Origin of the sequence: Methylobacterium sp. WL116, assembly GCF_008039455.1 — a bacterium.
Taxonomy (GTDB): domain Bacteria; phylum Pseudomonadota; class Alphaproteobacteria; order Rhizobiales; family Beijerinckiaceae; genus Methylobacterium.
Map to the genome: position 1 here is coordinate 1 of NZ_VRUV01000090.1, position 12,497 is coordinate 12,497.

General features: G+C 70.4%; 19 protein-coding genes. 4 read left to right on the top strand and 15 right to left on the bottom strand.

Annotated features, from left to right (window positions below):
* From FV223_RS09615 to FV223_RS09640, 6 genes are all read right to left on the bottom strand, one after another.
* Positions 1-280 (bottom strand): hypothetical protein (locus FV223_RS09615; protein WP_147726731.1); only part of this gene is annotated, 280 nt, incomplete at its 3' end.
* A gap of 146 nt (positions 281-426) precedes the next feature.
* Positions 427-717: a hypothetical protein gene (locus FV223_RS09620; protein ID WP_147726733.1), complete on the bottom strand. Its 291-nt coding sequence runs from the start codon at positions 715-717 to the stop codon at positions 427-429.
* Between the two features lie 345 nt (positions 718-1,062).
* A complete protein-coding gene (locus tag FV223_RS09625) occupies positions 1,063-1,257 on the bottom strand; it encodes a hypothetical protein (protein ID WP_147726735.1) in 195 nt (64 codons plus the stop codon).
* A 160-nt stretch (positions 1,258-1,417) separates the two neighbouring features.
* Positions 1,418-1,621 carry a hypothetical protein gene (locus FV223_RS09630; RefSeq protein ID WP_147726737.1) on the bottom strand — a complete coding sequence of 68 codons (204 nt, stop codon included), beginning with the start codon at positions 1,619-1,621 and terminating at the stop codon, positions 1,418-1,420.
* Between the two features lie 235 nt (positions 1,622-1,856).
* The gene (locus FV223_RS09635; protein ID WP_210246690.1) at positions 1,857-2,246 is read right to left on the bottom strand and encodes a hypothetical protein; all 390 of its coding nucleotides are present in this window, start codon (positions 2,244-2,246) and stop codon (positions 1,857-1,859) included.
* A gap of 130 nt (positions 2,247-2,376) precedes the next feature.
* Positions 2,377-3,168, bottom strand: a complete 792-nt coding sequence (locus tag FV223_RS09640; protein WP_246689650.1) for a DUF3108 domain-containing protein — start codon at positions 3,166-3,168, stop codon at positions 2,377-2,379.
* Positions 3,169-3,466: 298 nt separating this feature from the next.
* Between FV223_RS09640 and FV223_RS09645 the strand changes: the two genes are divergently transcribed.
* Together FV223_RS09645 and FV223_RS09650 are read left to right on the top strand one after the other, a co-directional pair.
* Positions 3,467-3,766, top strand: a complete 300-nt coding sequence (locus FV223_RS09645; RefSeq protein WP_147726742.1) for a hypothetical protein — start codon at positions 3,467-3,469, stop codon at positions 3,764-3,766.
* Between the two features lie 232 nt (positions 3,767-3,998).
* A complete protein-coding gene (locus tag FV223_RS09650) occupies positions 3,999-5,270 on the top strand; it encodes an SPFH domain-containing protein (RefSeq protein ID WP_147726744.1) in 1,272 nt (423 codons plus the stop codon).
* A 73-nt stretch (positions 5,271-5,343) separates the two neighbouring features.
* Here the strand turns inward: FV223_RS09650 and FV223_RS09655 are convergent, their stop codons facing one another.
* Entirely contained in the window at positions 5,344-5,586 is a 243-nt protein-coding gene (locus tag FV223_RS09655; RefSeq protein ID WP_147726746.1) for a hypothetical protein, read from the bottom strand.
* A gap of 411 nt (positions 5,587-5,997) precedes the next feature.
* On the opposite strand from FV223_RS09655, the gene FV223_RS09660 reads away from it, so the two are divergent.
* Entirely contained in the window at positions 5,998-6,375 is a 378-nt protein-coding gene (locus FV223_RS09660; RefSeq protein ID WP_147726748.1) for a DUF4440 domain-containing protein, read from the top strand.
* A 188-nt stretch (positions 6,376-6,563) separates the two neighbouring features.
* Here FV223_RS09660 and FV223_RS30235 read toward each other — a convergent pair whose 3' ends face one another.
* From FV223_RS30235 to FV223_RS09670, 3 genes are all read right to left on the bottom strand, one after another.
* Positions 6,564-6,734: a hypothetical protein gene (locus tag FV223_RS30235; protein ID WP_187274663.1), complete on the bottom strand. Its 171-nt coding sequence runs from the start codon at positions 6,732-6,734 to the stop codon at positions 6,564-6,566.
* 12 nt (positions 6,735-6,746) lie between these two features.
* Positions 6,747-6,980 carry a hypothetical protein gene (locus FV223_RS09665; protein ID WP_147726750.1) on the bottom strand — a complete coding sequence of 78 codons (234 nt, stop codon included), beginning with the start codon at positions 6,978-6,980 and terminating at the stop codon, positions 6,747-6,749.
* Between the two features lie 145 nt (positions 6,981-7,125).
* Positions 7,126-7,434 carry a DUF1488 family protein gene (locus FV223_RS09670; protein ID WP_147726752.1) on the bottom strand — a complete coding sequence of 103 codons (309 nt, stop codon included), beginning with the start codon at positions 7,432-7,434 and terminating at the stop codon, positions 7,126-7,128.
* Between the two features lie 646 nt (positions 7,435-8,080).
* Between FV223_RS09670 and FV223_RS09675 the strand changes: the two genes are divergently transcribed.
* The gene (locus FV223_RS09675) at positions 8,081-8,326 is read left to right on the top strand and encodes a hypothetical protein (protein ID WP_147726754.1); all 246 of its coding nucleotides are present in this window, start codon (positions 8,081-8,083) and stop codon (positions 8,324-8,326) included.
* Between the two features lie 49 nt (positions 8,327-8,375).
* On the opposite strand, the gene FV223_RS31700 is transcribed toward FV223_RS09675, so the two are convergent.
* The 5 genes from FV223_RS31700 to FV223_RS09700 form a co-directional block, all read right to left on the bottom strand.
* Positions 8,376-8,795, bottom strand: a complete 420-nt coding sequence (locus FV223_RS31700; RefSeq protein WP_243949321.1) for a hypothetical protein — start codon at positions 8,793-8,795, stop codon at positions 8,376-8,378.
* A gap of 231 nt (positions 8,796-9,026) precedes the next feature.
* The gene (locus FV223_RS09685) at positions 9,027-10,274 is read right to left on the bottom strand and encodes a nucleotide disphospho-sugar-binding domain-containing protein (protein WP_147726756.1); all 1,248 of its coding nucleotides are present in this window, start codon (positions 10,272-10,274) and stop codon (positions 9,027-9,029) included.
* A gap of 949 nt (positions 10,275-11,223) precedes the next feature.
* Positions 11,224-11,469, bottom strand: a complete 246-nt coding sequence (locus FV223_RS09690; protein WP_187274660.1) for a hypothetical protein — start codon at positions 11,467-11,469, stop codon at positions 11,224-11,226.
* Between the two features lie 97 nt (positions 11,470-11,566).
* The gene (locus FV223_RS09695; RefSeq protein WP_147726758.1) at positions 11,567-11,803 is read right to left on the bottom strand and encodes a hypothetical protein; all 237 of its coding nucleotides are present in this window, start codon (positions 11,801-11,803) and stop codon (positions 11,567-11,569) included.
* 219 nt (positions 11,804-12,022) lie between these two features.
* On the bottom strand, positions 12,023-12,497 hold a 475-nt coding region (locus FV223_RS09700; RefSeq protein ID WP_147726760.1), incomplete at its 5' end, for a CDP-diacylglycerol diphosphatase.

Below are 12,497 nucleotides of genomic sequence, written 5' to 3' on the forward strand. Positions count from 1 at the left end.
CCTCCCCCATCCCGGCCACGGACGGGTCGAACCCCATGCCAGCCCTCGGCCCGTTGCGCGACCGCCTCGGGGCGGCGAAGCGCTCCGGCGCCTGCGCGATCAGCCGCCACAGGAACGGGGAATGGTCGGCGATCCCGAGGAGCAGCGGCCGCAGGGGCGGCGTGAGGAACCCCGCCGGGAATGCGGCTTCGACGTCGCCGAGCCGGGCGGCGGCGGTGTTCGGATCGTGGAGCGCCGGGGCCGCCCCGAGGCGGTCGCGCAACGGGCCGAGGGCTGGCATGGGGTTCGACCCGTCCGTGGCCGGGATGGGGGAGGTTGCCGGGCGGTCCTCCGATCGGGCGACACGCTACCCGATCGCCGCGCCTTTGGGGATGCGGTTGCCGCGTCTCGGCGCACCGGCAACGGCGGCTTTCCCGGGCCGACGCCCTAATCCATCAGCGCGAGGGTGCGCAGCACCGCCATGCCGACGAGCTCGGCATCGATCTCGCCGGCTTCCGTCCGGGGCAGGACCGCGACGGCCTCGACGATGTTTCCCGAAAGCGGCCCGACCACGACCTTGAGCACGGCGCCGGCCGGCGCGTCGGGATCCTCGACCAGGGCGACGACGTGGCCGGCGGCCTCGCCGTAGACCCGAAGCGGCTGATAGGCCGCCTCGTCGGACTCCGCGTCGACGGGATGCGGCTGGCGGCCGAAGGTGGGACGAATCACGTTGCTCATGCGTCGAGTCCCTCGCACGCGGTGGGGCCGGGCATCCGCTCCGTCGGACCGAGGTTCGGGTCGCAGCTTCGGCCGGACGAGGATAACGCCGTCCGCCGGATCGCGCATCAGCGCGCTTGCCAGGACGTGTCGTCCCCGGTCGACGCGACGGCCCGGACAGAAAAAAGGCCGCCCCGAAAGGAGCGGCCCGAAGTCTAGGGAGGAAACGCCCAAGATGGGCAGCAGGACTGCGACGCCATCGCTATCCCGCAACGCACCAATAGTGCGTTGCGACGCACCATGCAAGCGTCGGACGTTCCGTACCGATGACGGAGCGCAGCGTTCCCCCCGCTTCGGAACGCGGCGTCAGGAACCGCCCTGTCGATCGTCGTCGAGCTGCCGCATCAATTCGGCCAGGCGTGGATCGAGCGCTTCGTCGATCACCGGCTCGTAGAGCGCCTGGAGATGGCGCCCGAGGCGCTGGCGCGTCAGCGCGTCCAGGGTCGGCGGCGCGTCCGGCTTGGCGACGATGGTCTGGGCTTGGCGGTTCGTTTCGAGCATGAGCCTTACATTGGCGCCGGGGCGGACATGGCAACCGTCCTGCGGTCGAACCCTGTCGTCCGGCCCGGGGATGCGGCGACGACGACGCCCGGAAAGCGGAACGGCGCGGACCCTGGGGGGCCGCGCCGTTCCTGTCTCGCAAATCGAAGGGTCGCGGGCCTTAGCGGTCGCCGACGCCCGACAGCAGCTTCTCGATCTGGCCGAGGCCGCTCTCGCGGGCCTTCGCCTCGCTCGGCAGGCTCCGGTCGGAGCGCTGGGTCAGCTTGCCATTCTTGCGGATGGCCCACTGATACGAGCCGCCGTCGGCCTTCGGGGGAATGATCTCCAGGGAGTACGGATGGATGTTCGTTGATGTATCGCTCATGCGCCGATTATGCCACGGACAGGGAGCCAGACCAAGTCCGGTCTAAAACATCGGCTCGAGATGCCGCATCGGGCGATCCGCCGCGCGACGTGTCCGCCGCGCCGATGCCGCCGGCGGGCATCGGCGCGGGACGCCCGCGGGGAGCGCGAGACGTCTGCGACCACGCTCGCGAAAGCGGCCTTCAACGCCGTGGCCCGAGCCGAAGCCGGGCCTGACCGGTCGTCATCGGTGCGGCCTACTGCGCCTTCTCGTGCTCGCCGAGGCCGACGGCCCTGTAATCGTAGGTCGGGTAGAACTCGGTCCGGTAGGCGCCCCAGGCGGTATCCTCCAGCACGCGGTTGATCTCGCGGATCCGGTTCGCCGGCAGGCACAGGACGATGACCTGGCCGATGCCCATCACGACGTTCCACGACACCACCTCGATGCCGGGCGGCGGGAAGGCCTTGTAGAACCCCTGCCGGGTGAGCTGCGCGTTCAGCTCGGCCAGCGGCCGCGACTGGTCGTGCTTCAGGAAGACCGTGAGCAGGATCGCGTTGTCGGGCGTCGCCGCCGCGGAGCCGGACGGCGGCGCCGCGACGGTCTGAGCCTGGGCGCGGGGCATGCCCGCGACCGGGAGGACGATCATCGCCAGGGCCGCGAGCGATCGGATCGCAAAGGGTGGGCGTCGCATCGCATCGTCCTCCTGCGGCCTTCGTCCGACGCATGGGGCGCCAGGTCCGAACATGGGCCGCGATGCCGAAAGCCCCGAGCCGGCCTCATGGATCCGCGTGGGCGGGTTTGGCCGGCGCGGCATTCCAGCTCGTCGCCTCGATGCGCGCCGTGCCCCAGCCGGTGCCGACGGCGATCGAGAGCGGCAGCAGCAGCCCGGCTTCCGTGATCGGGGCCAGGCGCACGCGCATGTCGTCGTTCTCCGACATCCGGCGCACTGACGAGCCCTTGGCGCGGTGGCCCGCCACCGGGATCCAGCGGATCCGGCACTCGAGCGCGGGCCCGCGGTAGGGCCCGACGGTGACCTGGACCACCGTGCCGCGCGACAGCGCGATGTCGGCGCGGGCGGCGCCGTCGAAGACCGGGATGCGCCGATCGCACATGGCGGGGACCAGCGGGCCGGGGCCGACCTGCACCGCCAGCATGCCGATCGGATCGGTGACGTTGGTCGTGTCGGCGGCGGTGACCGGGACGCGATCGGGTTTCGGCTGCGGCTCGGGCTCGACCTCCGCCTTGCGGACGGTGCCGGCATCGAACGTCACCAGCACGCGCACCGGTGCGGTGCCGTAGCGGCTGTCGATCCGAAAGGTGCTCGGCACCGCCCCGGCCGGCGACAGGCGCCCGCTCGACCGCGCCGTGCCGTCGCCCTGGAAGAACCAGCCGGCGAGACCGGTGAGGCGCCCGGTGAGGCCGATCGCGTAGCGCTCGGGGGTGAGGTCGGCCGTGAGATCCGCGGTGCCGACGCCGAGATTGAGGAAGCTGAGGCCGTACTTCACGACGACGTGCCGAGATCCGTCCCCGCGCGGCGCCGCGGACGCCGCCGGCACGAGGGCGACCATCGCCACGAGCACCGCAGAGAACGTCGACGGCGGGGCCGACGGACGTGATCGCTTCGGGAAACGCACGCTCCTCACCCCGTGCCCTCGCATGCCGGACATCCTCGTGTCGCCGAAGCCTAGGGCAACCCCGTCGACCGGTCGAGAAGCGGTGCCAGCCATCGAAGAGCGACTTGAGCGACCTCGCAGCGATGCCGCCGAGGCTAGGCAGGTGGTCGACCTGCCGAATCCCCCGGGTTTCGGATGAACCGCGCCTGCTTCCGTCCGTTGCCGTGCGACCTCTCATAAAATGGACGGCCCGATGACACGCTCGACGATCGCACTCGCCTCCGCGCTCGGAGTTCTCCTAAGCGGTCCCGCCTCGGCGCAGATCGTCACGGGCGGCGCCGGCAATACCGGCGTCACCGCCCCTCCCGGCACCGGCGGTGTTGGCGGCGGAGCGCGCGACCTCGGCCCGAGCCCGATCACCCGCGGCAACGAGGCCAACCCGAGCAACTCGTCCGTGCCCGGTACCACCCCGAGCGTGAACATCGGCGGGACGCCGACCAGCGGACCGCCCGGCACCGGCGGTGCGGCCGGCGGCCCGTCCCTCGGTCGGTGAGGCCGGCGACCTGCAAGGGTCGCATGGCTTCGTTGTCCGCGCCGCACGCACCGCCTGTCGCTTTGGTGTTGCGGCGCACACGACGCGGCGCGATGATCACCGTCGTTCGCCGCCATCCCGGTCGGCGAGCACCGCGCGACGCGGCCCCGGCGAGACTCCGGCGTGCCCTCCGCCCACGGTGACGGCCCCAGGCCATCTGGGGCATCTCACGTCTCGCTGCAGACCCCCATCCATGAGCACCACGCTTCGTATCGCGTTGACGACGCTCGTCGTCGGCACGGATGTCTTCGTCCTGCGTGCAGGGCCGGGCGACCGGCTCGGCGCCGCGGAGGCCGGGCGCATCGCGGCCCGCCAGTTCCAGGATGCCGACTGGCCGGCGGCCGAGACCGCCTGGGCCGCGACGGCCCTGAACGGCGCCGGCCCGTTCGCGGCAATCCTGTCCCTGGCCCTGATCGCCGCGATCTGGTGCGTCGGACGGCGCGGGGCCGGATATGCCGGGCTCGCGGTCGCGGGCTTGCTGGTCGAGGCGCAGCCCGAGCCGGCGCAGGCCTACTACGACACCCGCGACTACCCGGAATTCGTCGAGGTCCTGCCGAACCAGACCGCCTTCCTCATCCCCGAGCTCGGCGAATCGAAGTCCGGCCAGGCGGCCTTCATGTCCGAGCAGTTCCTGAACGAGCGCAAGGTCGCGATGAAGCGGGTCCAGATCCCGCACACGCTGATCCGCAATCCCGGCTGGGCCTACGACTACTACGTGCCCGCCGCGCGGCTGATGCTCGTCGACCGGTCGCCGGTCTCGCGCGAATGGGTGAGCTCGACCGATCGCGGCACCTCGGCCAAGGACCAGGGCATCCGCTTCGAGACCGCGGAATCGGTGACCCTGCGCACCGGCGTCGTCGTCTCGGCCTTCGTGAAGGAGGAGGATGCGAGCAAGTTCGTCTACTGGTTCGGCGCGCGTGCCACCGGCGGCAACGCGAGCGACCCGCAGGTGAACTTCGCGAGCGTGATCCAGGGCAAGTCGCTGGCCGAGGTGGTCGACGAGAACGTCCACCGCACCGTCCAGGCGGCGATGGCCAAGGAGTTCGGCCGCCGCACCACCGACGAGGCGATCCACGGCAAGGCCGCGATCATCGAGGCCGTCGAGAAGGAGGTCCGGCGCGTCTACGAGCCGATGGGGATCACGGTGACGACGCTCGGCTACGCCGAGGGTCTGACCTTTGACAACCCCGAGATCCAGAAGGCGATCGACCTGACCTTCGTGGCGATGAAGAACGCCCAGTCGGCTCAGGCGCAGATGCAGACGCTGCCGATCCAGGAGAAGATCCTCGACATGAAGATACGCGAGATGGATGCGGAAAGCCGCCAGACCCTCGCCGGCCGCTGGAACGGCTCGGCCGCCAACGTCCTGCCCGCCCTGCCGAGCTGGGTCGTGCTGCCTGCCGGCTGGCTCGACGCGCTGAAGACCTGGCTCCAGCCGGGTCAGCCGGCGCCGGCCGGGCACTGACCGTCGGCCGCCGGTGCGTGGATGCGGCGCGCCGGCGGACTGTTCGCGAAGGGCGTGGATCGGTGCGGAAGGCCTAAACGTCGGCCCCTTGCGTCTCACGGATCATGCGGTCGACCAGCGCTTCGCGCTTCCCCTGACGGATCAGGATGCGCGCGGCGGCTCGGGCGTTGGCCGCCCGCACCTCCGCATTCGGCGCGCCGTCGCGAAGCGCGCGCGCGGCGAGCTTTCGGAACCAGCGCACGTTGGCGATGACCGTCGATCGGCGGCTCAAGGGGCCGCCGACATCGAGGAGCCGTTCCGTCGTTGATGAGGACATCGTTTCGATCCCGGATCGCGGGCCCCCGCTTGTCCGTGAGTGAGACAAGAAATGGCGAACGCACCAAGTTTCGGCAAGAGCGATGCCGTCGATGATGTGCCGAATTTAGACATCGGAGCTTCGGACGACCGGAAAGCGACTGCGGCGGCCGGCCCGGCGTCAGAATTCGGCCGCGGTCCGACAAGGCTTCCGAAGCACAGTGCGGGACGTCGCCCAGCCGGAATGGCCCTCTCCGAAGATCGTTGCGCGACGTCGGGCCAAGCACGTTCGGGCGCGTCGACGATACTGTTTTACGGTTTCGGAAGACCCGAGCCTCAAGCGGTCGACCCGCTCGCAGGGTCGCGGCACGACGGAACGAAGCGGTGCGACCGCACTTCTCCGAGGGACTTCCCGCTGCTTGAGGTGAATGCCATGGACGACGACCGTGTCTGGTCTTTCGAGAAGAGCCTCTGGGACGGCAGTCCCGACCATTATCGCGAGCTCGTCGACGAGGAATGCCTCATGGTGCTGCCGCACCCGCCCTTCGTGCTCAGCGGCACCCAGGCGATCGAGGCCGTCGCTCATACGCCGCGATGGACCGAGCTCGCGTTCTCGAAGGGCCAGATCGCCCGGCCGCAGGAGGGCATCATCGTGGTCGCCTACCACGTCGAGGCCGCGCGCGACGACGAGGCGTATCAGGCGAACTGCACCTCGACCTATCGACGCGTGTCGCACGAGGTCTGGCGCGTGATCCAGCACCAGCAGACGCCGCCGCTCGTCCTGCCGAGCGCCGTCGAGAAGACCGGCTGATCGGGTCCGTCTCGCCGAGAGCGCCGATGCCGTCACGCTGCCGGAGGCCTCGCGGCCTCGACGCGACCGCGTGGCGGCGTCGCTTCGCCGATCGAACCCTATGGCATGGCGAACCCAGCGGCTCGCGCCGATCCGCGTTCGGGACAGGTTGCGAGTTCGCGTCGTCGGGTCCAGCCGCGCCTGGCGGCCTACGGACGCCGAGCCTTATCCTCGGCCTCCGTTCCCGGCCGGTCCATCGGGCCCGCGCCCGGCTTGGTCTCCCCGGTGACGGTGTCCTGGGGCGTGATCGCCGCGCCGTCCGGCTTCGGTTTTCCCTGCGGCATCCGCTGGGCCTGGGTGTCGGTTGTGTCGGCGGTCATGCGGGCGGTCCTTCAGATCTCGGTTTCGCGGCGGACGACCGCGGCCTCGCCGGTGCCCTTCTGGGCCAAGCCGACCTCGGCATCCTCTCCCGGCACCGGGAGCGGCTCGGAACTGGTCGCGTCGGTCAGGCCTTCCTCCAGCTTCCGGGCGGCTGGCGCATCACGCGTTTCCCCAGCGTCGGCGGGACGGCCGGCGTCGTAGGTGGTGTTCGCGAGATCTTCGGTGTTGGCGACCTGATAGGGCATGGGGGACTCTCCGGTTCGGAAGAGCAACGTCCTGCGATCGGTCGCGGTTCTCGCAAGCGCGTCGCGATGTTCCGAGCGGCGCCGGCGGCATGATCCGCGGTGCCGATCGCGTCCGAGCCGGGGAGCCTCGACGGGTCGTCCTCGGTCAGGTCACCTCATCCGCCGCATTGGCCCGCGAGCCCGGCGCGGCAAAATCCGCAGCACCGATCCGAACGCGGTCGCTCGGCTCGGACAGGCGCTCATAGATCTGCTTCGCGGTTCCCTCGATCACGGCACGATGCGACTCGAAGAAGTCGACCGGCCCGAGCTTGGTCGCGCCGAACTCGGCATGCATCACGTCAACCGGGATCTCGACGTGGATCACCCGCCCACCCTCGATCATTGCGAAGACCACGATGTTCGGATCGGTGGCGGAAAGGTGCGCATCCTGATCGGAATGCTTTTCCAGGGCCATGGGACGGTATCCGGCTCGCGCCGGCGGATCGCCGTCGCTCAGGCACACGCACCTAGCGTTCGATCACCGCCGAACCAGGGCCCTGAATGCGTGGGTCCGATCCAGCATGGGACGCGCGCGGCGGGACCCGGTCCCCTCGCGCACGCCTCGAATCGCGCCCCAAGTCCTTCGGTCAGAAGCCGACAATCACGCTGGCCGTCCCGATGACGGTCGCAACGAGGCCGAAAGCGAAGGCCCCGATCATCGCGTAGCTGAACAGCTTCAGTTTCATGCTTGGCATCCTTACCGGTTGTGGCGAAGCGATCCGCCGGCGGTGCAGCCGCACCGCGATCTGCGTCGATCCAGAGATGGCGATCCGACCTCGGCCGTGACGTGCCGGTGCGCACGCTGCGTCGCAACACGTCGCGGTGCACCATCCGGAGCAAGGTCGGTGCCAGGATGATTGCAGGAGACGCTGCCGGCGGATCGTTGCCCGCCGTGATCCAGCGTGACCGGGGTGCAACAGCCTTCCGAAAAACCGCGAGGCCGCAGCCTGCACGCGGTAAGCCACGGTCATGCCTTGCGGATGAGTACGCACACACGGCACGATTGAATGTTTGGCAATGTTAACAACCTATGATTTAAGTGCCCAGGTTGGGAGGCAAGCATGCAACCGTCGGAATGCTGCATCTTTCGGATCGTGCTGGCGTCGGCCGTCGGGCTCGCGATCACGACTCTGCTGCTCTGGAAATACTCGCCGGTCCTGGCCATCGTATCGGCACCGGTCGGTGGGTCGATGGCGGCCATCATGGCGATGATCGTGTTCCAGGCGGCCCGGCCCTTCGTCTCGTCCGAGCCGATGGGCGTCAATCCGCACAGCGACTATTTCGCCCGGAAGATCGACTTCCTGTAGCGTCGCCCTCGCGCGGAAGACGCGTCGCGGTCGACGCGAAAGGGCCTCTTCATCGGATCGCCTGCCGTGCCGCCCGGTGCCGGACGTGACCGTGTGCGGCCGCTGACCGCTTGCCGATCCGACGCGCGCGGACGATGCGCTGCGATGCCGTCGCGAACCGCTCGCTGGGCTCTGTACGGACCTGCCGCATGCTACGGACGTTCTGCACGTCGTCGTAGGGCCCGCGGCCCGTGCGCGCCCGATAGGCCGCGCCCGCGAAATCGCCGGGCGTCGGCGGCGTGCCGGGTTGCGAGAAGCTCGTCTCCGGCCTGTAGGCCGGCCCCCACCCGATCTCGTCGTCGCCGGCCGGATCCTTGCCCGGAAAGCCGGTGACGTAGCCCGTGCTCTGCGCCGCGGCAGGCCATGCCGGCCCCAGTAGGCAGGCGACGCAGCCGAGGACGCAGATCGCCTTGTTCGGTGAAAACGGCACCCGGAACCTCCTTCGTCGCGACATGCCGGGCAGGCCCGCCCATGCCACCCATGGTCGCGAGGCCAACCGTCCGTTCGCCACCCGGTTCGGAGCCTGTGGTCAGGTGCCGCGGAGGTCGCGGTCGCGAGCCTGACCTCACTCAGGCGGCCAACCCGACGGTCGCGACCGCTCAATCGGCCGGGCCGTCGCCCGTCACCGGGTGCGACCGACGTTTCGTGGTCATGCCGGGGCTCACGCCGCCATCGCCTGCTCGACGGCATCGCAGGTCGCGCCGAGCCCGTCTTCGTGCGCGACTCGCTGCGCGGCCTCGCGGCAGGCGTGCGCCACGGTCGGGGAGGTCAGGAGCCGATCCATGACGCGCGCGCCGCGTGACGGCGTGAACCGGCGACGGCTCAGCGTCGCCCCCACGCCGAGCTTCCTCAGGCGGGCGGCTTCGTCGAAGTGATCGAACGCCACCGGAACGACGAGCTGCGGGATGCCGGCGGTGAGCGCCTGCGCCACGGTGCCGATGCCGCCGTGATGGACCAGGGCGGCACAGTGCGGCAGCAGCGCGCTGAACGGCGCGTAGGCCACGTGCCGGATCTCCGGCGGCAGGGTGTCGGAGACCTGATCGGCCTGCGGCGCCAGCAGGATGCCGCGGCGGCCCATGCGCCGGCACAGGGCGGTCGCGGTGCGGAAGAACGCCCGACCCTGGCGCATTCCCGAGCCGTAGGTGAAGGCGATGGGCGGCGCGCCCGCGTCGAGGAAAGCCGCCACCTCCGGGTCGAGCCCGTCCCGGTCACCGAAGCGATCCGAGAGCGGAAAGCCGACCTGCACGGCCTGCTCGGGCCAATCGGGCTGCGGCTCGGCGAACCAGTCCGGGCAGGTGAGCACCATCCGCGTCGGGCTGTTCCACCAGTGGCGCAGCCGGCGGATCGGCGGCAGGCCGAGGGTCGCCCGAAACGCGTTCAGGCCGGGCAGCACCGCCGGGTCGACGACGTAGCGATCCCCGCCCCGCCCGAGCCAATGCCGCGTGCGCGACGGCAGGAGGTGCGCCAGCGGCAGGCCCGGAAGAACGGGGGCGTCGCGGCGGCTCTCGATCAGGAACGGCGCGACGTGGAGCGTCACCAGGGGCAGGCCGAGCTTGTCCTGCGCGACGCGGGCGCCGAGGCTGTTGGGCGACGCCACGACGACACCGCCCTCGGCCGACCACCGTGTGCGCAGCCAGTCGAACACCGGCTCGGTCGCCGAGGACAGGGTCTGCAGAAGCGGTGCGACCCCGCGCCGCGGATGCCAGAGATCCGGGTGCCGGATGGTGCGCTCGTAATCCGCCTGCGTGCCGAGAGCGTGGAAATCGACCCCGGCCCGCTTCGCCAGCCCGCCGAACGGCGCCGGCGCCGCCAGGGCGACGGCATGACCGCGCCGCTTGAGGGCGGAGGCGAGCGCAAGGAACGGCAGAACGTCGCCGTGTGAGCCGAGCGTAACGAGATGCACCTGCATTGCGCTCTATTACGATAAATTCCGGACTTTGACTCCAACAAACTTAAGAATGCACATATGACATAAGTCATAGGCTGGATTTCCTAGTATAATGTGTTCGTACTAGTTGCCGCGGTCAAGCTTCTTCTCGCCTGCACGATCGGGCCGTGGCACCCCAACCCGGCAAACGCCTATGTCGTAAGGGTCGCGCGCAGGACGCGAACCCGGACCTGCTCGCCTCGCGAAGCACGTCGCGACGGAGCGCGAGCATGTCCGAACTCCAATGGTGACCGTCGTCCTGACCGGCGCATCGAGCGGTATCGCCCATGCGGCCGCTGGGGCGTTCATGGCGCGCGCGGGCTGCGTCGTTCCGGCCGCGCACCGTATCGGTGGGCCCGATGCCACGCGGTCGTGAGTTCCGGGTCGGCAACGACGAGGTGGTCGCGACCCCAACCGACGCGACCGGTCCCGAGGCGGTGGCGGCCATCGCAGCCGAGCCCCTTGCGGCCGTTCGGTCGGATCGACGTCCGGGTCGATAAGGTCGGCGCGGGCGCGTTCGGGCCGCTTCTCGACACGGCGCTCGACCTGCAGAGGCGGGTTGTTGCGATCGACCTGATCGACGCGATCCACGGCGCCTGCGCGGTGCCGCACGTCCTGAAGTTTCGCGCTGCACCGGCGCTGCAAGGTGCCGGTCGGCTGGCGGACGCGCCGGCACTCCCAAAGCAAAAATTAAGTGCGGGTTTCGGTCCTCGCGCTTGCTGGGGCCGGACCTCGGCGGGCTATGCGAAGGCGCCGCCCACGCGCCGAGGCCGACGGCACCGGCATGAACAGCGGCCGTTGCGCGAGGATGCGTTCTCCACCGGCCGCATCGGTCCGCGGCTGGCGGTGCCGGCCGCCTGCGGCACCGCCCGCCTCGAAGGCGGCCCTGTAAGACATCGAACCCGAGAGGTCGCGGGTGGCCGTGCGGCTGCTAGCTCTCGGCGTGCAGGCTCTTGATGAAGCGCCGCGCGATCTCGCGCACCGCCTCGTCGTCGCGGGCCTCGCCGTGGGCCTTGTCCCACAGGTGGTCGAGGCTGCCGTCGAGCTCGTCGAGGAGCTCCGGATGGCGCTGCGCGACGAAGCGGATCGTGCCGAACAGCAGGTGCTCGACCGCCATCTCGCGGCGGCGGGCGTCGATGATCGCGTCGGACGCTGGGGCGGATGTCGGATCGGTCATGGCGCATCAACGGTCGCCATCCGGGTTCGGTTCGCACGCTCGCGCTGCCTCGAGTGCCGCAGCCCGATCATGGTCCGGCGTACGGCGGGCCGGCGGCTCAGGTGAGCCAGCGTTCGTCGATGTCGGTCGCGTTCCACGCCGCCATCGGCTGGCTGGCATCGCCCTCGGCGAACACGACCACGTCGTCGGGCCCGACATCGTGGACCGCGAACCAATCCCAGCGGCGGTGGATCACCCGGGGACCGCCGAAGATCCGGACGGCGTTCCAGTAGCGATCGTCCTTGAAGCCGACGTAGTGGACGCAGCGCGGCGATCGGTCCGACGTCTCAGGCATCCGGACGATCGCGCGGCAGGCCGCCTTGGACGTGGTGACGGCTGGCTTCGGGAAAGCGCATCGGTGAAGGATAAGCGCCGGCATCGCCTTGTCGAGGCAACCGGTTGTCGCGCGAAGGCGCTCGCGCGTGATGACGCTTCGCCTCGTCGGCCCCGATCCGGTTCGGCTCGACGGCACGGAGCGACCTGTGGATGACCGTCGACGCCGGCGGCACGCGGCCTACGGCGTCGCGGCTCCGGTAGCCGCCCCGCAGGTGTGATCCATCAGGTCCTCGGCGCTCGCCCGCGGCGCCCGGTAGGCCAGCACGTAGTAGCCGGGATCCAGATCGGCGGCCGGGGTCGCGACCGCCGCGAGGCTGGTCTGCCGCAGGTCCCAACGCCCCGGCAGGCGGACGAGCGCCGCGAACGGGTTGAAGCGCTCCGCCTCGGCAGCCGTCACCCGCAGGGCGAGGTAGCGGTCGCCCGCGAGGGGAACCGGGAACGGTGCCCAGGTGGCGCGGATGCCGTGGCCGTGCGTCCGCAGGGCGGCCAGCACCCGCGGCTTGATGCAGTCGAGATGGATGTGGAGCTGGTCCTGGCTTCGGCCCCGGGCCGAGTTAACCGCGAGGCCGACCTCCTCCACCGGCACGCGGCCCTTCAGCGGGGCGGATGCGAAGCGCCGGGCCGCGAGGGCGGCGCGCCAGTAGGCGATCCCC